The 21836-nt window shown below is 61.7% G+C and carries 14 protein-coding genes; 3 read left to right on the top strand and 11 right to left on the bottom strand.

The window, feature by feature from the left end:
- Positions 1–172 precede the first annotated feature (172 nt).
- The 9 genes from LN450_RS21325 to LN450_RS21285 all read right to left on the bottom strand — a co-directional run bounded on the left by LN450_RS21325 (position 173) and on the right by LN450_RS21285 (position 14545).
- Positions 173–382: a hypothetical protein gene (locus LN450_RS21325; protein ID WP_014088960.1), complete on the bottom strand. Its 210-nt coding sequence runs from the start codon at positions 380–382 to the stop codon at positions 173–175.
- Between the two features lie 766 nt (positions 383–1148).
- Entirely contained in the window at positions 1149–1559 is a 411-nt protein-coding gene (locus LN450_RS21320) for a DUF4279 domain-containing protein (protein WP_011345875.1), read from the bottom strand.
- Between the two features lie 178 nt (positions 1560–1737).
- On the bottom strand, positions 1738–1890 hold the full coding sequence (locus LN450_RS21315; RefSeq protein ID WP_196770063.1) for a hypothetical protein: 153 nt from the start codon (positions 1888–1890) through the stop codon (positions 1738–1740).
- 406 nt (positions 1891–2296) lie between these two features.
- On the bottom strand, positions 2297–2686 hold the full coding sequence (locus LN450_RS21310) for a SymE family type I addiction module toxin (protein ID WP_011345873.1): 390 nt from the start codon (positions 2684–2686) through the stop codon (positions 2297–2299).
- Between the two features lie 394 nt (positions 2687–3080).
- Positions 3081–5711 (bottom strand): AAA family ATPase, encoded by a 2631-nt coding sequence (locus tag LN450_RS21305; protein WP_039418748.1) that lies wholly within the window; start codon positions 5709–5711, stop codon positions 3081–3083.
- 83 nt (positions 5712–5794) lie between these two features.
- A complete protein-coding gene (locus LN450_RS21300; protein ID WP_126952885.1) occupies positions 5795–6097 on the bottom strand; it encodes a hypothetical protein in 303 nt (100 codons plus the stop codon).
- A gap of 53 nt (positions 6098–6150) precedes the next feature.
- Complete coding sequence (locus LN450_RS21295) at positions 6151–6996, bottom strand: S1 family peptidase (RefSeq protein WP_074038665.1); 846 nt, start codon at positions 6994–6996, stop codon at positions 6151–6153.
- A 537-nt stretch (positions 6997–7533) separates the two neighbouring features.
- Positions 7534–11400, bottom strand: coding sequence for a LamG-like jellyroll fold domain-containing protein (locus tag LN450_RS21290; RefSeq protein WP_011345869.1), 3867 nt, complete (start codon positions 11398–11400; stop codon positions 7534–7536).
- Between the two features lie 364 nt (positions 11401–11764).
- Positions 11765–14545 carry a TonB-dependent receptor gene (locus LN450_RS21285; protein WP_011345868.1) on the bottom strand — a complete coding sequence of 927 codons (2781 nt, stop codon included), beginning with the start codon at positions 14543–14545 and terminating at the stop codon, positions 11765–11767.
- A 286-nt stretch (positions 14546–14831) separates the two neighbouring features.
- Between LN450_RS21285 and LN450_RS21280 the strand changes: the two genes are divergently transcribed.
- Positions 14832–15854 (top strand): sugar kinase, encoded by a 1023-nt coding sequence (locus tag LN450_RS21280; protein ID WP_011345867.1) that lies wholly within the window; start codon positions 14832–14834, stop codon positions 15852–15854.
- A gap of 182 nt (positions 15855–16036) precedes the next feature.
- Here the strand turns inward: LN450_RS21280 and LN450_RS21275 are convergent, their stop codons facing one another.
- Together LN450_RS21275 and fabV are read right to left on the bottom strand one after the other, a co-directional pair.
- Positions 16037–16324: a hypothetical protein gene (locus LN450_RS21275; RefSeq protein ID WP_011345866.1), complete on the bottom strand. Its 288-nt coding sequence runs from the start codon at positions 16322–16324 to the stop codon at positions 16037–16039.
- Between the two features lie 166 nt (positions 16325–16490).
- Positions 16491–17699, bottom strand: coding sequence for an enoyl-ACP reductase FabV (fabV, locus tag LN450_RS21270; RefSeq protein ID WP_011345865.1), 1209 nt, complete (start codon positions 17697–17699; stop codon positions 16491–16493).
- A 279-nt stretch (positions 17700–17978) separates the two neighbouring features.
- Here fabV and LN450_RS21265 point away from each other — a divergent pair, with 279 nt between their 5' ends.
- Entirely contained in the window at positions 17979–21326 is a 3348-nt protein-coding gene (locus tag LN450_RS21265) for an nSTAND1 domain-containing NTPase (RefSeq protein WP_011345864.1), read from the top strand.
- Positions 21323–21721: a hypothetical protein gene (locus LN450_RS21260; protein ID WP_011345863.1), complete on the top strand. Its 399-nt coding sequence runs from the start codon at positions 21323–21325 to the stop codon at positions 21719–21721. The genes LN450_RS21265 and LN450_RS21260 overlap by 4 nt, the downstream gene beginning before the upstream one ends.
- Positions 21722–21836: the final 115 nt, after the last annotated feature.

Here is a 21836-nt window from a genome sequence, read left to right as displayed (position 1 = left end):
TGCCCCATGCGCACGAACATACAACGCTACTGCGTTCACTTCCCACTGATCGAGGCGTGGGAGCTCAACGGCGCATAAAGGTGTTGTGTGTGGTGCGATGTCCATGGCAAACAGGGCGTGGCGCTATTCCCGCTGGCTCAGAAGCAAATTCCTGAGTCAGCGGGCAAGCCCGTCAAGGTGTATAGCCCCACTGCCCGATGATGGCTTCCAGGGTGGCTTGATTCACCGGGACGACACCTGGACATGTCATCAGATATGTCCGGCGCGCCGCCGCTGTGGCCGCCGAATCGAAGTGCGGGTCCCATATCTGGATGGCGTGGAAGGCTGCGATCGGCGCTGCACATTCGGCACTCGGTGTGCCGAAGCCGGACACGGCGGCCATGCAAAGAAAAACCGAGCAAGGATCTGCGGTCTGAGCGCGAGCTGGGGCAGCCAGGCCTAGGCCGAGAGCCACAGCTAGTGCAAAGGTGGCGCCAATAGAACGTGGCTTCATGATGAATACCTCCCTGGTAATGGTTGAAATGACATGCATGTCTCTGGGCAACTTGCGCTAGGCGTGGCTCAGCGAGACAGCTCCCAACGCCGCTTGCTATGGCGTCGGCTGGTCACCTGGTTTTCCGTCTTCGCCGAATGGCGGTGGTCAGGTTATCACGTCGACCGTGCGCGGTGTGAGGATTTGGCACGGCTGGCGAGCCACCGGGACAATGGACGCTGGCGGCCAGTCCAGCCCTGCGGGGCTTCAGACGCGCGCCGCCTGATCCTTCCGTCTGTGACTGCATTCGACCGCGGCCGCCATGCTCATGAGCGACATGAACCAGCGTTGCAAGGGTTCTGCCATCACGACGCCCTGTGACCGCCGCGTGGTGATGGGATGTGGGCGAAGACTGCAGTTAATTTGACTTACTAGTTGCTCCTGACTGCGTTGCTCTGCCGCATGAAACTAAATACAAAACTCCAAATATTGATCGGCTCATACGCCTCGGAGATGGGCGTGCGATCGAGGTAGCGCCGCGGCGTGATCGAGGGGTCGAGCGAGTGCCAGCCCATTTCGTGGGCGGCGGCACAGTCGCACGCATCTGACCTCTGGGTTAAGCCGCTCCCCAAAACAGGTTGGCATTTAATAGATCTGCTAACGTGATAGAGGATCTCTAGCTGGTTGGATCATAGATATCCAGGCCTAAGGAAATACCTCTTTGTCCGAGCGCCAGCATGGCTTTAGCGGAAAGTGCTAGACCGTCATTGCTCTTGGCCATGAAGATGCCGCAAAACAGGTCGGGCTGATAGCGACTGCTCAACTGTGCCCACATACTCAAGTCTTGGGTGAGCTGGTCCAGGATTTCGAAGATCTGTGCTTCAAGATCCTCAGGCTCACGTCGCGTTGCAGTCAGCCTCCAGCTACCAGTCTTGGCAATACCCACCACGCCGTTCTTCGACTTAAGTTCTTGCCCCTTATGCCTGGAGGCCGTTGGGCTGCCCGAAAGCAACGCGCTGATCTCGTCAGGCACCAGATCGTCTCCAAAGAATCGGAGTGTTGCTACGGAATACTCTAGTGCTCCCATTGGACCCCAATGTCTGAATTAGCCCGCACCGCGAAGCGGCGTCGGCTTGGACGAACTACCAGGCCTACTTCTGCGTTGACGCATGCGCGGCCAGGAACTTGGTGATGCTATCAGGCTCGCGCTTGGATCCAGGCAGCCATTGAGGCAGCCACTCAGTGATCCGTGCGCCGCTTTGGTGCTAATAGACGCCTGGACTGGGTTCATTGATCGATTCCAGCTGCCGCACCAAGACCACGGGTGGCTCGGCACCCTTGTGCGCCTGCGAGAAGGCCAACGCCGACTCGTATTGCGCGAACGCGGCGAAGTAGTCATCGTCTCCAGCCAGTGGCACCGCCCCCTGCTCGGGATGGAGCCAGACTCTGTACTCAAGGATGTGGTCATAGAAGTAGCCACCCCCGGACTTCGACCGCCCTGAATAAGTTCCGACAAGCGATGGCTCTGTTGCCAACGGATAGCGGCTCTGCTGTGATACAGACTGATCAACGTGTGCAGGTGAGAACGGAGCGACTGGACGAGAGCACGCCGCGACGACAAATGCCAACAATACTGCGATAAAAAAGTTCGCTTGTTTCATCGCTGCCAAAGTAGGATCTGGCCTCTTTGTAAAGCCGAGTCGGGAAGCAAATTTGGCTTACATAAGTTGTCAGGATACCCCGGTAGTCCAAGCACCACCTCAAGCACAGCGCTACGCATGCTGGTGTGCAGTGGTATCAGCATGAAGCTCGTCGAGTCGGTGGCTACCGCCAATTGTTGGCTGCCTTGTCTGTCGCCTTCTCGCCATCATCCGCCACGCTGACGACCAGCTCGCCGTTGCGCATGCTTATGTTGAGTTTGCTGCCGATGGTGAAGCCGAGTTGTTCCAGCCAGCGGCCGCGCAGGCGCAGGGTGGGGATGCGTTGATGGCTGTCGGGGTAGTAGCCGTAGCCGACGGTGCAGTGTTGCGGGGCACGCGGGTGGCCTGGGCGGCGCGGCTTGCTGGGATCGGGGCGGGGCTCGGGGATGGGGGTGCGCTCGAGGTAGGGCCGCGGTGGGATCGAGGGGTCGAGCGAGTGCCAGCCGACTTCGGTGGGTAGCGGTACCGTGGCGCGCTTGCGCGCTGGCTTGGGACTGGACGTGGATCGACGCATGGCAAAGCCCTCCTTGACGAACAGGCCCCGCCGCCGGGTGGCGACGGGATGTCGGGAGGTTAGAAACCGCAGAGAGGCGGCGAGCGTATTTCCCCGAAGGGTGTTGTATTAGCCGCCCTCCCGACGCAGGCATCGCGTCGGTTGCGCCCGCAAGAATCTGCAAGCACAAAAAATCCACCGGTTTGACGGAGGTGGGTACCGCTCTCTGAGGAGTTTCTACGCTCCTTGTGGTAGAGATTGCTGCGGGTTTGTTGGGTTGTCAACTGCTTGTGGCAGAAGAGCGCTGATAAGTATCTGAGATTGCCTTCCTGCCGATGCGGAGCGCGGAAGATATTCAAGAGCGTTATCTAGCCGCCTTATCTCAAGAGGTGAACCTAACCCCGTTTCTCAAAGTTTACGCGACAGCGACAGACGCTGCCGGCCCCTTTTTACGAACTACTTCGGTTGCAACAGAACGCGCATTCACCTCTTTGATAAAGCTATCAAAAGCGAGGATATCTGCCAGAAGCTCGTCCGGATCCGGCAACGCTACCCCCGCGATTTCCGGGCGGTCATGGGCGTAGTTCGAGCATTTAGTCATGCCGTCATTCACTCGCGCGTAGTCCCCATCTGAGACCGTAACTCCCGATAGGCGCTGTGTGTCGACACTCTTACGGAAGCGAATGACTACATTGCGAAGCAGCACTTCTTCGACGGACCGCTCCCAAGCGAGCCTCAGCAAGGTGTATGCCCTAACCGTATGCATCTCGTAGTTCTCTTGGTCGTTCTGGCTGTAAGCCTTGGCTGCGAGAACTTGTATGTTCTTCACGACGCCCACCCGTTGACTGCTCGTCTTGCCTTCAAATGGGAGATCCGCGCTGGTCACACCAAACCCTTGCTGCTGCCTGCTCACGCTTTGGGTCTGGACACTTACGCCCAAGCGCTTGCCGTCGTCTGCAAGGAGCTTTAGGAAGTAGAGGTCATGAGTAAAAACGATGACCTGCCTCTTCGCCGCCTCTTGAACCAGACGCTTTGCTACAAGCTCGCGCCGCCTGTGGTCGAGCGAGCAGACCGGATCATCGAAGATGATGCCGCTCGTTTGCCCATTCAAAGAGATCTCTGCCAAGAAGGACGCAATGGCGATGGCCCGCTGTTCGCCCTCGCTTAATATCTCCGAGGGTGTCCGCGATTGGGGAAGCTCAAGGCGAAGCCGATGAAGTGGCTTACCGCGTTCGGAGCGACTTTGCGTACTGACCCGCAAGGCATTGACTTTGAGTGCTGCGAATTCGCGATTGAGCGCATCAGCTAGCTCTTGGGACACGACCTTTTCAGCCAGCTCAGACGCCTTTGTTGATATGCCGTTTGTGCGAAGTGCAGGTAGGCAGGCCTTCAGTCTTGCCAAATGAGCAAGTTTGGCCACGGCTGACAACACCGCGTCCTTGACCAAGCCGAGCTGAGCCCTGGCGTCAAGTTCCCCGAGCTCTGCTTGCATTGCCTTGCGTGCAGCCTCGTCAGATGCTTCTTCCAATGCTTTCGCCGAAAGATCAAGCTGGACCGATAGCTGTGAGAGTCGCTGGCTGAAACTAGTAGCGAGAGACAGCACGACACTCCAATCATTGCTCTCAGCTGCTTTCCGGATTGATTGCTGTCGATCCAGAAGCGCCGTCTCATGGGTAGGTAATTCTTCGGCAATCCCCTCATCTTCCGAACGAAGCGCCAAAAGAAGCGCCTCGTCCAAACCAAAGGCGATGGGGTGCTTGGTCATGGGGACGTAGACAACGGCCAACGCCGCCTTTTTGGCGGCATGAATCTTTTCTGCTTCGGCTTGAACGAACGCTTCGAAGCGATGCATCCGTGCAGCTCCCTCTTGCAAGGGCTGCTGGCAAAGAAGACAAGCATCTTCTGGCGTGAGATCCACAATAGTCTTGCCCGGGTCGACTTGCACTGAGAAGCGTTTGGCCGCCTCGTATAGCTCGCGCCACACATCACCGCCCGTCCCTGGCAAGAGGCTCTCGCCTTCGCTATGAAGTTGCGCGGCGAGCTCAGCAGCAGCTTTTGCAGTCCGATACTCATCAGCTGCTTGGCGAACCACAGCCAGCGCATCATCGCTAAGGCGAGCTTCCTGCTCTGCGACCTTGGCCGCAAGCGCTGCCCAACGACGTGCGCGAATGCGCAGCGCGTGGGCTTTCTCCTTGGGATTGTTCTCCTTGAGACTCGTCCCAAGCTCCGCTCGCCGCGATAGCTCTGCGGCACTAAGTGTGGCAAGTGACTCAATTGCCTCCGGCTTCGACTTGGCTGTGAGCGCTGCGATCTGCTTGCCAACCGCTGTCTCTCCGCGCAGGTGAGCAAACACACCGAGGTCAACTGCGCCTGCCAGGATCTGCTGGTCGACCTTCAACTTAAGCCGTTGACTCAGACGCGCGAGTGATCCAAAGACATCCAAACCGTAAGGGACATAGGAGAAATCATTCTCCTGTTCCAGATACGATTTCGCGCAGCGCGCGTCGAATACTGCAATGGAAGAGAGTCCAGCAGGTGGTGCCGCATCGAGCCGCCAGACGATCTCTTGGTTAGTCCCGTTCACCGAGATCTCAAACGTTGCTTGGGCAACCCCGCCTTGACTGGCCGGCAGATTCGCGTTGGGATGGATTGGCTCTGATTGATCCCGTGCACGACATGCGCGCTTCAACACTCGCGAATAGCCAGACTTTCCCGAGCCGTTGTCGCCGTAGATGACAGTGACGCCGGAAGGCGCCATCATAATCGACTGATCTGATGCAATGGCATTGACGTGCTGCAAGTGCTTCATCGTATGAAGCAGCACGACATCCCCTGGAACAGCAGCGGCGGGCACTTGGTCCTGTGACAAGGGCTTAGCAATCCGTCCTTCAGGGTCGGGAATTCCATTTTCTGAATAAAGCATCGCAAGCAGATCGTCGTCATCGCTGTAATCGAGATCTACCTTCGTCAGAAGACGTCCAACCGCATCACTTTGCCAAGGTGGAAGCGTCGTCGTCCATTTGAAAATCTCTTGCAAAATACTCATAACAGCCCCCTGTTAAGTTCATTTATTACACTGTTCGGGCCAGTAGCCCACCCGCGATCGAAGCCCGTGACCAGGAGACAGGTTTATCTCAAGTGAACCTGACCCCTTTTTCCATCAACTTCAAGAAAATTGGCAAGACGATCTTTTACAGTCACGTCTTCTTGAGCCGAATGATAAAGCCAGTCAACAAGGGCTATCGATGTAGAAGCTGCATTTATAGCCGCGTATAGTTTGGCGTCCGTGACGTGCATGGCGCTTTCTGGAGCAACGCCGAGCCGGACCTTGTCCGGCATGGCTTTCATCAGTTCAACCTCCCAATTGAGCTTCCGTAACACCTGCCAAGTATTGAGAAGGCCTAATGTGCGGTCACTAGCATTGATACTCATGTTGCACCTGATGGCTAAATTATGCCGCATCACCACCGTTCGTTAGACTGATCTTACGTATTTGCGCCGATGAATCGCGCAACTTCCTTTTCAAGGCCGAGAATTTCCTTTGAGTTGATAGCGACACCGATATTGTTTGGTATCTGAGTAATCGGTACCGGCAAGTTTGATGTGGGAGCGGTGACAATTCTAATTTCACCAGATGCAGTGTGCATTGCACCGGCATAGTGAATGCCCAACAATCTAATGCGACTAGTTCCCATATAGGCATTGCCCTTATTATCCATATAGCCGCCAAGGTTGGCGATGAAAACGGGCGACCCGCTGGATCCTGGAAAACTGGCAATGTCGGTTAAAAATTCGCAATTGCCGTTCCACGAAACGCCAGCATGGGTTGCTGTGATGCCTTTTCGTATGACTGGCAGGTTGTTTTTTGCATCCCAGATTCCATTTGGGTAACCGATCATAACTATGTCTTCCATTGATGAATAACTTTCACGCTCTTGATCACTTGGAATCAGATCGGTTAAAAGTGGAATATAAAATAAATCCACTCCCGCCTTTTGAGCCTGATTCATGAGTGGACCAATTAAAAATGCAGCCAAATCAACATTCGGATCAGGGTGCTTAATGCATTGCTTTTCAAAATTCGAGAACTGAAACTGCTGGTGCTTGCCTGAGTCAGGTAGGCCGTTAGCATTGGCCAGCGTTACATGAAACTTTCCGATATTTGCATTGGCAATCACGTGTTTATTCGTAATGATCGCTGGCACGAAGGTTGTGTCATTTTTCAGGAGGTTCATGTAAAAACCTGTACCTGTTGATACGCCTCCGCCATGCAAATTTGTTTCTATTCTCACCGTGCTGTGGGTGAGTTGCTCCATGATGCCAAGACTCATTCCTTTTCCTTATGCATAAATATCCCAAGCTAAAATGGAAGATAGCATCAGCGGCCAACTAGAACTTCTTCTCCCCTTTTTTATCTCAAAGTCCTCAGATCCCGCCAACCTCACCAGACTCCAATCGCTTATCGGAGTAGCTGATCCTGTTGCCTCTGAGTAAGACATAAGGTCTATGCTGAAGAATATCTATGGAACGAACCGAGACTGAGGCAATTAATTTTTTACTCACTGAACTCTTTGCCAAGAGGTTCCATCCTTATGCATTACAACGTGGCTTGCGCTGTTGGGGCAAACAAACCGAGTTCGGCTACTGTCAGTGCCACGATGCTCCATGCCTTGCTCAACATTGTTTCTTCCCCCTGAAGAAATGTGTGGCTTTGCGGCTGCATTAGATACTGCGTGACTTGATCCTCGCCGAGTTTTTGGGTTGCGTCAATGCGCTTGCGCGAGTGATCGTTGGCTCTATCGGCTTTGCCCTCATCCGCCCTTCGGGCACCTTCTCCCGCGTGCGGGAGAAGGGCTTGGTGTGTTGGGTTATTGGCGGTTCTCTGTGGTTGCCGGCTTGGCTGGGGTGGGTAGCGCGAGACTATTGTTGAGGCCGGTAATCTCTGGGACGTTGCCTTCGGTCATCACACGCAGCTGCACGGTTTTTAGATTCGCGGCGTTGGTTAGCGGCAGGCGCACCTGGGTGGTGATTGGCTGCAGATCGCGTGGTGCCGCGAGTGACGGGAACGGGGCTCTTGCCAGCTCCCTGCCACGCGCATCTTCCAGCACCACAAACCCTGCTGGTGCATCAGCGTGGCCGAGGCTATGCACGGTCACTTCAATGGCATCAGCAGTCACGCGCACATCGCCGTTGCCGATGCCAAGGTCCGGGCGTAGTTCGACCGGGGTGGTGGCTGCGATGCGTTCGAGCTGCAGGATGGTGGTGCGGCCTGCGGGGAAGTCGATGTCGATGGCCGCACTTTTCTCGAAGGCCACCTCGCGCGTGGTGCCGGTGCCGTCGATCTTGCCGTCGCCGTCGCTGTCCACGCCTTGGGTGATGCGCCATTGGCCCGGGGCGACGTTCCAGCCGGTCATGCTGGCGCGCTGAGTTTTATTGGAGGTGTTATAGGCGATGACAGTGAAGCGGTCTTGCTTTGGTGCGGGGATGGCGATGGCCACTTGGGTGGCGGCTTCGGGATCGGCGAAGCGCCAGCTGACGGTGTGGCCGGGGTAGGTTTGGTTGCGCTTGAGGGCCACGCCGCCAAGGCGTGCGCGTTGCAGGTTGACCGTGGGGGATTCCACGCGGTCGCTCCACCAGTGGCCTTCGGTGTTCATGTAGAAGTTCTGCAGTTTCTCTCTTGCCTCGCTGCGGTAAATGGCGGCGAGATAATCCAGGTTGCCGGTTTGCTCCCAGGCCACATGGTGCGGGAAGTCCGGGGCGCTGCCGTCGTCTTTGTTTGCGGCGTCGATCAACTTGCTGGCCCAGTCATTGCGCTTGCCCATGACGTCGAGAAAGTTTTCGTTGAGCAGCGATAAACCGTTCGGGCCGCTGTTGGCGACGCGGTAGTTAATGGGTTTGAGATAGCGATCTTCGCCGGTGAAGCGGTAGGCGGCCCAGAAAGTGTGCAGCGTGTCGGCGCCGCCGCTGCCTTCGAACAGCTCGCCGCCGCGGGTCTTGCCGGTTTGCCAGTTGATCTCGTTGGGCAGGGCCCAGTTGCCCTTGGCGTTGGTGTAGGCGTGGGCGAGATAGCCGTCGGCCAGGCCGGTGACGATGCGGCGGCTGTTGGGATCGGCGTTATAGCCGCCCAGCAGGATGGCCGGGTGCACGATGGGGAAGGAGTACGGTTTCTGCCATTGCCAGTTGGGCTCGCGGTAGACCTTGCGGCCGCCGAACCAGTTGCTGGCAAACAACAGGTGGCCCTGCGGGTTGACCTGGATGATGCTGTCGAAGGCTTTGACGGTTTGCATCAGGCGCTCGACGGTGCGCGGGTCGCCCCAGTTGAGGTACAGCAGGGCGCTGTTGAGGTTGATGCCCTCCTCGTACGAGTGCAGCTCGTCGGTTTCGATGGTGGACAGGCCGTTGGTGAACATGCCGTTGCGGTAGTTGGCATCGGACAGCGCCAGCATGGAGGCATTGAGCATGTCCGGGTCCACACCCATCAGCGCGACGCCGGGCCATTGCTGTACCAGGTCCGAGTCGTCGGAAATGCCGCCGCCGAAATCGCCGTAGGCCACCTGGCGCTGCTCGATCCACCAGCGGATATAGCGGCGCGTGGCCTTGAGGTCCTGCAGCTGCCAGAACGCCCAGGCGGGCACGCCCTTGGGCACGGCCGGCATCTCGACCGGCAATTCGCTCTGGTTGGCGTAGCTGATGTCGTTCCAGTATTCGCGGCCAAGCGCGTTGTCCGGGTCCACGCGCAGTAGATCGGTGATGTCGGCATCTAGCCGTTTGTAGAGCAGCTGGCGCTTGGAGGTGGTGTGTTCTTCGACCAGAAAGCCCCAGTTGTCTTTGACCTGGTTGAAGCGGTCGGCAACGTGTTCTTTGATGGCCTCAGCGCGCGGTTTGAACACCAGCTGCAATTGGGTGCCGTCGAGCGCCTGGGCATCGAAGCCGGGTGCGGCGGCGGCGATGCTGAGCATCAGGCTGTCGTTGCTGAGGATTCTGTCGCGCAGATCCAGCCATAGCGTGCGCGCTTGACCAGGGACGACTGCGACCGAGACATCGATCATGTCGCGCGCGGGCCAGATGGGGTCCTTGATGCGGATGTTGAGCGGGATGCTGCCGTTGTGGGTGGCTGGCAGGTTCAGCGCCGGCAAGGTGATGGCGATGCCGTCCAGGCCGTCGTGCATGTTTTCCCAGCCGTAGGACCAGCTGCGCATCAGCGGCTGATCCGGCGGCGGGTCGCCCAGGCTGGAGGGCACCAGGATGTGCACGATGGGGTGCTGGTTCGTTGTTGCGGTCTTGTCGCTGGGGCGCTTGCGGGCCGGCGCCTTGGTGGGCAGCGCAATCACGGTCTGGCGTTCGCTTGGTGGGTAGCGGCCAGCGATGACAGCGCGCAGTTCGGCGAGGTTGTCGTAGTCGGGCTGGATGTCGCTGCGCACGGTGTAGCTGAGTTGCGCGCTGCCTTTGGGCACCTCGCCAGGCTGCACGTCATAGGCCCAGATTTCCTGGATGGGGGTTTCCTGCGCGGTGTTGGCAAAGCGCAGGGTGCCGCCGCGGCGCTCGGGGAACTGATCCACGCTGCGCACCACGCCTTGTTGACGTGCGAACAGGGGTTGCGGCTGTGCATTAGGTGCAGCGTAGGTGGCCTGGCCGTAGGCGGCGCCGCGTAGTTCGATACGGTTGAACGGCTCGTCCGGCAGGGTAAGGTCGAGCGCTTTTCCGCCTTCGACATAGGTGTTCCAGTCGGGCAGCTGGAAGTAGTCGTTGCGTCCCGGCAGCCGCGAGCGGTTGTAGACGCCGGGCCAGGTGGTTTCGGCGATGCCGTCGGTGGCCTTCCACATCCATTGTTTGAGGTCGCGCGCGTCGGTGAATTCCACCTTGCGGATGCGCGTGACCGGTGCGGTCAATGCGGGCGGTGCATGGCCGTTGTCCCAGCCGTAGCGATGCAGGAAGGCGGCGTATTGCGCGTCCGCAGCGATGGCGGGTGCGGTGGTGGGTTCCTGCAGGCGCGCGAGTGCGGCCGCGCCGCCGGCGTCGAGCATGCGGTCGTAGATGCGAATCTCGTCGAAGTCGCTGCCGCGCAGGAAGTTATAGCGGCTCTGCACCTGGTGCGGCGACATCACGCGGCCGGCAAGGCCGAACTGGTCGAGCGCGGCGTCGTAATCGAGCGAACCGCCATTGGCGCACGGCGCGCCGCAGTGTGCGCGTGCGGCTTCCTTGCCATCGACATACAGGCGCACGCCGCGGGTTTCGTCCCAGGCAAACGCAATGTGGGTCCAGTCGCTGGCGGCCGGATTCCTGTCGAGCTTGAACGAGACGCGGGTGCGCGCGAGATTGGCATCGGTGACGAAGGCATCGAAGCCGTGGCCGTTCCAGTCGATGCGCAGCCAGGCCATGTCCCAGCTGGTGTGGTCGGCATAGCCGACGCGGAAGATCACGAACGGCGCTTCGCCGACCGGGTAACGCGAACGCCAGAAGAAACTGAGCGTGCCGCGCTGGGTGTAGAGGTTGCCGGGCGCATTCCACGACAGCACGCCGTCGTCGGCCCACTCGATGGCGTTGCCGCGTTTGCCGGTGGGCACCAGCGCGATCTTGTCGCGGAAATTGGGCACGCCATCGCCACGGGCCACATCGGCTTGCAGGCTCTGGTCGGCCGAGACGCGGAACAACAATTCCGGTGCATCGGCGGCGGCCGCACGCATCGGCAGCGCAATCAACAACAGCACACTCGTCCACCACTTCTGCACGCTCACTGCCTGACTCCTCAAAAAGCATCGCCGCACGGGGTCACCGCGCGGCGAATATTCGAAACTGCATGGGGATGACAGCCCCACGCCGGCACGGGTCTGCCACATGTCTTGCCCGGCGCCGCGATGGCCTGCATAGACTACGCGGTGCCAGCCTGCGCGTGCATCGCACCTTGGTCGCCACTGGATGCACGCCGATGACCAGGGCAGTGCGTTGTGCGCGGCGCGGGCAGGTTGCCATCCACCACTGCATTGCGTGCAGCGGTGTGCGGCCAGCGGTGCGTCGTACAGATGCGTTGCACCGTCGATCTCGCGCCCGCTACGCGATGTACGTAGCGGACGGAGATCTCTTGGCGCGACTTGGCTGCACTTAGAACTTGTAGCGCAGGCCCAGCAAGTACTGGCGGCCGGTTTCGGTGTACTGCAGCGGCAACTCGCCGGTCTGCGGCGACCACACCCATTCGTCGGACGCTTCGTTGGTGAGGTTGATGCCCTCCAGGCTCAACTCCAGCTGCTTGCTGATCTTGTAGCGCAGCGAGGCGTCGATCATGGTGGTGCCAGTCATGCCGTGCACGCCATCCACGTTGAATCCCGCTTCCGTGCCGGGGGCCTGGGTCAGGTAATCGTCGCGATTTGTGGCCGAGATGCGGCCAGCGAAGGACTCGCCCTCGTAGAACAAGGTCGCATTCCACGACGAGCGCGACAGCCCGGTCAGGTCGTTCTTCATCACCGGTGCGCCGGTGCTGGACAGGTACTGGATCTGCGAATCCACCCAGGTGTAGTTCAGTTGCACGCCCAGGTTGGCCCACTTGCCCGGCAGGAACGTAAATGGCTGGACATAATTCGCTTCCACGCCCTTCAACTCGCCACCGGGTGTATTCAACGGAATGCTGAAGGTGAAGTCGTCGTTGATGCTGGCGCCGGTGCCATCCAGCAAGGAGGCCGGCAGGCCACTGCTGGAATACGGACGCACTTCGCGTGCGGTCTGGATGAAGCTTTCAATGTCCTTGTAGAACACGCCGACGCCCAGCATCGCGCCTTCGTTGAAGTACCACTCCAGGCCAAGATCGACATTGGTGGCTTCGATCGGATCCAGATCCGGGTTGCCGCCTGACACGGTGCGTGCGCCGCCGGCCACGGCCACGGTCACACCGGGCGTGAGGCTGCCCAGGCCGGGACGCGACATCACCTTGGCCGCGCCCAGACGCAGCAGCAGGTCGGGCGCGAGCTCGGCCACCAGGTTGAACGAGGGCAGCGTGTTGTTGTACTTGCGGCCCACCGTGTTCAGCGCCGGCGCGTTGTTGATCAACGCATAGCCGGTGGACTCCTGCTCGGTGCGCACATAGCGCACGCCGAAATTCCCCGACAGCGGGATGGATCCCAGGTCGGTGGAGAACTCGCCCATCAACCAGACGCCGCGGTCCTTTTCTTCGACGCTGCGGGTGTTGTTGGCACGCGGCGCCACGGCGTAGGTGCCGGTGTTGCTGTAGATGCCGAGCTGGTTGGCCACGGCATCCAGATTGGGAACGACCCAGTTGGACGGGCTGCCGTTGATGCCCTTCAGGCCTGCCTGCTCGGTCAGGTCCGTCGGCACGATGCGGGTGCCATTGGCAAAGGTCGGCACCGACACTTCGCTGGCGCGACGCAACTCAACCGTGCTGAAGGTGTAGTCCTTGGCCAGCACGCCACCCTTGAGGCGGAAGCCGGGGCTGATGTTCCAGTTGAAGTCGATCTGCGCCGTATCGAAATCGTTGTCCACCGTCTGCGGACGCAGGCGGATTTCGGCCAGTTCCCACCCGGCAGGATTGGTCGGGTCGATGCCGTAGTTCAGCACCGGCGCGCGGTTGTTGCCACGATAGTCGTAGCTGTACCCGTCGACGTCGTACTTGTCCATGATGATGGTGGTCTGCACCGGGTTCTCGTGCGCCGAGCGCGAGGTACCGACACGGCCGGACACGGAGAAGGCATCGCTGAAGCGATGCTCCAGATCCAGGCTGACCTGCTTGAACTCGGTGTTCCACTCGTCGTGGCGGTTCTCCGAGCGGATATCGACATTGTCGAATTCGCCGTACACCAGCGCGTTGTTGCGGATCTCGCCGTTGCGCACGATGGTGGCCGGCTTGCCGTCGCGGTCGGCGCGGCGCGGCGTGCCGCTGTCGCGACCGCGGCTGAAGGAGATGGCCTCGATGTAATGCTCATCGCGCGTGGCGTCGATCTTGGAGTACAGCGCGTCCAGCGAGATGGTGGTGCGGTCGGTGGGCTTCCACTGCAACGAGCCGGTGACGCCCAGGCGCTGCTGGTCGTGTTCCATCTGCACATAACGCGGGAAGCGCGGGTGGTACACGTCGGCCGAGCGTGCGGCCGCAAATGGCGATGCCGCACTGAAGTTGCCGTTGCTCGTCCCGTTGGCCCAGCGGCCGGTGTTGGAGCCTTCTTCCAGCACCTGCCGCTCGGTGTAGGCCACCGACAGCAAGGCGCCGAAGGTGTTGTCGGCCCAGGTATTGGCGATCAACGCAGCCACACGCGGGTTGGCCTTCTCGGCCATGGCGTTGTAGGCCGCCTGGCCACTGGCGGCAAACGTAAAGCCGCTGTAGTCGAACGGGCGCGCGGTGCGCAGGTCGACGGTGGCCCCCAGCGAGCCCTCTTCCACATCGGCCGAGGCCGTCTTGCGTGCGATCAGCTGCGAAAACAGGTCCGAGGCGAAGACGTTGAAGTCGAAGCCACGGCCGCGGTTGGTGCCGCCGCTCTGGTCGCCGGCGCCCACGGTGGTGAGCGCTTCCATGCCGTTGATGCGCACGCGGGTGAATTCCGGGCCCAGGCCACGCACCGTGATGGCGCGGCCTTCGCCAGCGTCGCGGGTGATCACCACGCCAGGAATGCGCTGCAGCGACTCGGCCAGGTTGAGGTCGGGGAACTTGCCGATGTCCTCGGCCACGATGGCATCGACCACGCCGGCTTCGCCGCGCTTGATGTCCAGGGCCTTCTCGACGCTGGCGCGGTAACCGGTCACCGTGACAGTGTCCAGGTCAACGGCGGGCTCGGCGGGCGATTGGGCAGCATCTTGTGCGGCAGCCTGGCCGCTCAGCGCCAGGCCGATCGACAGCGCAAGCAAGGTAACCGGTGTCTTCCGGCTGGTGGTCCGAAATTGCATGTCCTCCCCTCCCAAGGGTCCATGAACAATGTGAAATAGCGGGTTGAGAGCGGCAATGACACCGCTGGTCAAAACGACGTTACCAGCTGAATCGTCCCGTAACATCTTGCAGCGCAGCAGAAAACGCCGCCAAATTTCCGAAAAACGGGTGCAAACGGTCACTTCACGTCGCATCATGGCCGTAGCAGCCGGCATTTCGTGCCGGCTAGAATGACACCGATGGTCATCCAAATGCGTGGCGGCGCCCCCACCGCGTCACGCATCACCCAGCCGAGGTAATTGCCGCATGAGCCGTGCCCGTATCCTGTGTTTTGGTGAGTTATTGCTGCGCCTGGGGGCGCCTGGTCATGAGTTGCTGCTGCAGCAGCCTCGGCTGGACGTGCATTGCGGCGGTGCGGAAGCCAACGTCGGCGTTTCGCTGGCGCACTTCGGCCACGAGGTGGCCATGGTCAGCACGGTGGCGGACAACCCGTTGGGCGCCGCGGTGCTGGGCGAACTGCGCCGGCACGATGTGGATACCCGCCATGTGCGGCGCGTGGACGGCCGCATGGGCCTGTATTTCTTGACCACCGGGGCGATCCATCGCCCCAGCGAAGTGATCTACGACCGCGCCGACTCGGCCTTTGCGCTGGCACCGGCCGACGCCTACGACTGGCCGCGTCTGCTGGAAGGCGCGCAGTGGCTGCATCTGTCGGGGGTGAGCCCGGCATTGGGCGCGGAGGTGGCGCAGGCCACGTTGGCGGCGGCACGAGCCGCGCGTGCGGCCGGGGTGAAGGTGTCGTTCGACGGCAACTACCGGCCCAAGTTGTGGCAACGCTGGCAGGGCGATGCGCGCGGCGTCCTGCATCAGCTGTTTGCCTGCGCGGATGTGGTGTTTGCCGACTACCGCGACATCGGCGTGGTGCTGGGCGGCGAGTTTGCGCAGGACACGCTGGAAGCGCGCGTGGAAGCGGCCGCGCAGCAAGCCTTCGCTGCCTTCCCGCAGCTGCAGTTGATGGCGTGCACGCAGCGCGTGGCGCACAACGTGGACCACCACAGCCTGGGCGCGATGCTGCTGCCGCGCGATGGCGCGGTGGCACGTGCGCCCAGCGAGGAACTCACCCCCATCATCGACCGCATCGGCGGTGGCGATGCATTTGCGGCCGGCGTGCTGCATGGCCTGATCGAAGGCTGGTCGTTGGAGGACACGGCGCGCTTCGGCCTGGCCGCCGGTTGCCTGAAGCATTCGATTCCCGGCGATTTCAATCCGCTGTCGGTAGCCGATGTGCAGGCCTGCGTGGGCGATGCGCGGTTTGATGTGAAGCGCTGACGCGCTGGGAATCGGGATTGGGGAATCGGGAATCGGAAGAGCGCTGGATTTCTGCGCTTTTTCTAAAGGTGGTAATCACAACACGCGGTCTCTAATGACGAGCAGGCGTTGCGTGCCAGCAGGCGTGGTCTGCGGGCAGTGGGCAGATGCTCGCTAGGTGTTGTCTGCAGCGCTCACGGGTTTCAAGCCGGTCTGCGTGCGCGGCGTTTGTTGATGATCCATGCCATTGCGGTACTCACCAACACCACGCAGACCGATGCCGGAATGCTGAAGAACGACGCAATCAACAGCGCGTTTTGCCACGGCGGTGCCGAGCCGTCCTGCATCACCACGGCGCAGACCACGGTCGTGGTGATCAGCAGATTGATCAGTGCTTTGAGCGCGCCGTGCATCCGGATAAACCGCAACAGCACGGCGCAGACGCCGCTGACCAAAAGGGCCAGGACGAGATGGGCGATGAGTTTGTCCATTGGGGGCGGAGTTTGGGATGAGGGAGTGGGGATTCGTCACAGCAAAGGCAACCAGCATCGCGTGCCGGTTGTCCTTGCCGCAAAACGTTCGGGTCCGCCGAAGATCAGCGATGCAGCCATCCACCGCTCTTGCCAATCCCTAATCCCCAATCTCTAATCCCGGCAATCAAGCCAACTCGATGCAATCGAACTTCACATCCGTCTCCACATCGGCGTCGTAATCCACGTCGGTGCGCTCGAAGCCGAACAGCTTGAGGAACTCGTGCTTGTAGCCGGCGTAGTCGGTAAGCTCGAACAGGTTCTCGGTGGTGACCTGCGGCCACAACGCCTTGCAGGCGCCCTGCACGTCGTCGCGCAATTCCCAGTCGTCCAGGCGCAGGCGGTTTGCGTCGTCCACCTGCGCCGGCTGGCCGTCTTCGCGGTACAGGCGCTCGCGGAACAGGCGGTCGAGCTGCTCGATGGTGCCTTCGTGCAAGCCCTTTTCTTTCATGATCTTGTAGACCATGGAGATGTACAGCGGCATCACCGGAATGGCCGCGCTGGCCTGGGTGACCACCGACTTGAGCACCGCCACATTGGCGCCGCCACCGCGCTTGGCCAGGCGTGCATTCAAGCGCTGCGCGGTGTGGTCCAGATCGACCTTGGCCTTGCCGAGTGCGCCATGCCAGTAGATCGGCCAGGTGATTTCGGTGCCGATATAGCTGAAGGCCACGCTGCGCGCGCCATCGGCGAGCACACCGGCGCCTTCCAGCGCGTCGATCCACAATTCCCAATCCTGCCCGCCCATCACGGTGACGGTATCTTCGATCTCCTGCGCGCTGGCCGGCTCGATCGAGGCCTGGATGATGGTGTCCTTGTTGGTGTCGATGGCGGTGGCGGTGTAGGTCTGCCCGATCGGCTTGAGCGCCGAGCGCTTCACTTCGCCGCTGCCCGGCAGCTTGCGCACCGGCGAGGCCAGCGAATACACCACCAGGTCGACCTGGCCGCCCATCTCGGTCTTGATCAGCTCGATCACCTGCGCGCGTGCGGCATCGGAAAACGCATCGCCATTGATCGACTTGCTATACAGCCCGGCCGCCTTGGCATGTTTGTCGAATGCGGCCAAGTTGTACCAGCCGGCCGTGCCGGCCTTGCTGGCGGTGCCGGGCTTTTCGAAGAACACGCCCAGCGTGTCCGCACCGAACCCGAAGGCAGCGGTGATGCGCGAGGCCAGGCCGTAGCCGCTGGAAGCGCCGATCACCAGCACTTTCCTGGGGCCGTCAGTGCGTACGCCACGCGCACGCGTTGCGGCAATCTGCTCGAGCACATTGCGCTCGCAGCCAAGCGGATGCGTGGTGGTGCAGATGAAACCGCGCACTTTGGGATGGATGATCAACGTGGACTCCTGGTCAGCAAGATGCTGGCGGCATCTTAGTGCGTGTGGCGCGCGCGAAACAGCCTGATGCGTAACACACGCCGCTGTATGGAAGCACGTGAGGCCCACCGCGGGGCAGCCTGACGCCAGCACCTGCGCGCGCGCCGTAACGAACAGCGACCGCAATCGACTTACCCGGCAGCGGGCTGTGCTACGTTTCGGCCCTGCCGTGCCGTGCCTGGCCGCGCCTGAGGGCGATTGTCGAGGCCCCTTCCAGTTGTGCGACCGGTTATTTGAGCGATGTCTCTTCGAAGCGAGCGCGTCACGCAGCTGGGCTCCGTTCCGCGGTTCCGTCTTGGGCCATTGCTGGTCGAGCCCGAGCGGCTGACGCTGATCGACGACGGCCAGACCATCACGCTGGAACCGCGCATGATGGAAGTGCTGATCGCGCTGGCCGAGCGCGCCGGCGAGGTCATCAGCGCCGAGCAGTTGTTGATCGAGGTGTGGCACGGCAGCTTCTACGGCGATAACCCGGTGCACAAGACCATCGCCCAGCTGCGCCGCAAGCTCGGCGACGACAGCCGCCAGCCGCGCTTCATCGAAACCATCCGCAAGCGTGGCTACCGGCTGCTGCCGAAGGTGGTGTTTCCCGACGATTACCGCGGTGCGGTGATCGGTCCGCAGGCGTGGGGGCACGGCAACCCGTACATGGGGCTGCAGGCATTCGACCCGGCACATGCAGACGTGTTCTTCGGCCGCAGCCATGCGATTGCGCAGGTGCTGGGCGCGTTGCGCGCGCAATTGCACAGCCAGCGTGGCCTGGTGCTGGTGAGCGGCGCCAGCGGCTGCGGCAAGACCTCGTTGCTGCGCGCCGGCGTGGTGCCGTTGCTGTGCCAGCCCGGCGGCCTGGATGGGCTGGAGGCCACCGCGGTGGCGTACTGCAACCTGGCGCAATGCCGCGGCGGCGATGTGCTGGATACGCTCGCACGCGCATTAAGCGAGTGGGCACCAGGCGGGCGCGCGGTGTTGTCGCCAGCGCAGACGGCACGCCTGCCCGAATGGCTGCAGCAACCTGCGCCGCTGCATGCGGCCATCGACGAGGCGATGCGCCAAACCGGCCCGGCGCGCGAGAACGTGCACACCCGGCGCCATCTGCTGCTGGTCATCGACCATGCCGAAGCGATGGTGGCCACGCCCGGCATCACGGCCGCCGATCGCGCTGCACTGGCGGCCGCCTTGCACGCGCTGTGCGCCAGCGCGCACGTGGCCGTGCTGATGCTCACCCGCAGCGATTTTTATCCGCGCCTGATCGATGCGCTGCCGGACATCGTCGAGCTCAAACGCGGCGATGGGCACGTGGATCTGCTGCCGCCACGCGATGGCGAGATTGGCCAGATCATCCGCGTGCCGGCAGCGATGGCCGGGCTGCGCTTCGAAGAAGACCACAGCGGCGCCGGCCGCCTGGACGATGTGCTGCGCGATGCCACCACGCGCCAGCCCGATGCGTTGCCGTTGCTGCAACATCTGCTGCATGCCCTGCATGCGCAGCGCAGCGACGACGGCTTGCTGACATTTGCCGCGTATCGCGCCCTGGGCGGCCTGGAAGGCGCGCTGGCGCATCATGCCGAGCAGACGTTTCGCGCATTGCCCTCCAATGCGCAGGCCGCGTTGGGCGAAGTGCTGACGCTGCTGAGCGTGATCCACCCCGACAGCGATGCCGTCACCGCACGGCGTGCGCTGTGGTCGGCATTGCCGGCGAGTGGCACAGCGCGCGTGCTGGTGGATGCGTTCGTGCATGCGCGCCTGTTCGTCAGCGAGCTGGTGGCCGGCGAACCGGGCTTTGCGGTCGCGCACGAAGCCTTGTTGCGACAGTGGCCGCGTGCGGCCGAGTGGATCCATGAAAACCGCCGCCTGCTGCAGGCGCGCAAGCGGCTGCAACTGGCGGCACAACGCTGGGCCGCCGAAGGCCGGCGCAGCGATCACTTGCTCAACAGCGGCCGCCCGCTGAGCGAAGCACGCGAGGCTGCGCGACGCATGCCGCAGGATCTGGACGCCCTGGATCATGCCTTCCTGCGCGCCTGCGAACGCTCGCAACGCCAGCGCCGCAGCGTATACGCCGCCGCCGCCGCACTGCTGGCGGTGCTGGCCAGCGCCTCGCTGCTGCTCGGCTGGCAGGCGCGCCAGGCCCAGCAAGTGGCCGAACAACGCCGCGATCAAGCGCAGCAACTGGTGGGCTACATGCTGGGCGATCTGGCCGAGCAGTTGCGCACCGTGGGCAACCTCAAACTGCTCGATAGCGTCGGCAGCCGTGCGCTGCGGTATTTGGAGGATCTGCCCGAGTCGGGCATGGCAACCGGTGATCTGATCAACCACGCACGTGCGCTGCGTACCACCGGCGAAGTGCTGATGAATCAGGGCAAGCTGGAAGAGGCGCAGGCCGCATTCACGCGTGCCGCGTCCACTGCCGAGCAGGCGCGTACCCAGGCGCCGGACGCAGTGGAGGCGCATGCGGAAATAGGTCAGACGGCGTATTGGCTGGGCAACATGGCCTATCGCAGCAAACAGTTTCCGTTGGCGCGCACCCATTGGTCGCAGTATCTGGCCGCCAGCGAATGGTTGGTGCGCACCGCGCCGGATGATCCACACTGGCAACTGGAGTTGTCGTACGCGCTCAACAATCTTGGCACGCTGGCGCGTAGCGAAGGGCAGGCCAACACGGCGATCGGCTTGTTCGCCCGCTCGATCGCGCTCAAACGCCAAGTATTGGCGCGTACCCCAGACAACGCGTCCGTGCGCTATGAGCTTGTCGACAGCCTTTCCTGGCTGAGTCTGGCGCAGGAAACCCAGGGCCTGCTGGCACCGGCCGAACAGGGCTATCGCGAACAGATCGAAACACTGCGCCTGCTAGTGCAGCACGATCCCGATGCCAACGCCTGGCGACGGCGCATGGCCACCTCGTTGGTGCGCACCTCCAATCTGGCGCTGGCACGCGGTCACCTGGCGCAGGCGCAAGCCGACGCGCAAGCCAGCGTGGGGATGCTGGAACCACTGGTCGCGCAACAGCCGGACAACCGCACCTGGCGCCGCGATCTGGCGCATGCCTATGCGCAGGCCGGCTGGGTGGCCGCGCTGGACGGGCACGCCGCTGCTGCCACACGCCAACTCACCCAGGCGCGGCAAACGCTGGCAGGCGTGCTGGCGCACCAGCCGCTGCCGGAATGGGAATGGCTGGACGCTATCATCGCACTGCGCTTGAATCGGGTGCAGGGACTGCACGGCGACCGTCAGACGGCCAGTCTGGCGGCGATCGTGGCGCGGCTGGATGCCTTGCATCAGGCCAAACCGGCCGACCTGATCGGCGTGTCGGCGCTGGCGACTGCATTGGTCTGGTATGGCGAACAGCTGGACGCCAGCGGCGATCACGTCGGTGCACGCGCCGCCTGGCAACGTGCCGTGGCAGTGCTCGGCGCCGATATCGGCAATAGTCGCGACAAGACCTTGCTCGACCCCTGGATTCGCGCACAGATTCATCTGGGTCGGCGCGCTGCCGTGACGCAACAGCTCGGATGGCTGTATCAAGCGGGCTACCGCCACCCGGGATTCGTTTCCCTCTATGCCCCGCTCTTCAAGGAATCACCAACGTCATGACTGATCCCAAGATCATCCCCATCACACTGACCGTGGCGCACGTTGAGTTCGGCGGCAATACCGGCAGGGGCGCCTACTTCTACAGCTTCTCGCCGGACCTGCTCATCTGTGGCAAAGGCGAACAGGGCGTGACCCTGCGCTACGCGTTCTGCAAATCGGTGCCCCACCGCTTCAAGATCATCAGCCTGCTGAATTCCGATTCGACGGGGCAGATCGGCCCGGCGGAAATTGCCTCCGACGGCAGTTGGGTGCAGGTGGTCAATGCCAATAAAGACCGGACACTGATCTTTTTCAGCGTGGTGGTGAAAGATACCCACACCGGCACGCATTTCAGCTGCGACCCCCAGGTCGGCAACGATCCGGAAATTTCGCCGACCGAATTCGGGCGTCACTGATCCTTGGGTCCATCTCCGTCCGACGGTTCGCCGCCGGACGGGAGCCGCCGCGCGATCGAGCGATGGCTCAGTTGCACACAATAAGAGACCCGGCCGCCGCGGACCTCCTGCGCGA

The organism is Xanthomonas euvesicatoria pv. euvesicatoria (assembly GCF_020880415.1).
Taxonomy (GTDB): domain Bacteria; phylum Pseudomonadota; class Gammaproteobacteria; order Xanthomonadales; family Xanthomonadaceae; genus Xanthomonas; species Xanthomonas euvesicatoria.
This window is presented reverse-complemented; position numbering and strand designations above follow the sequence as displayed.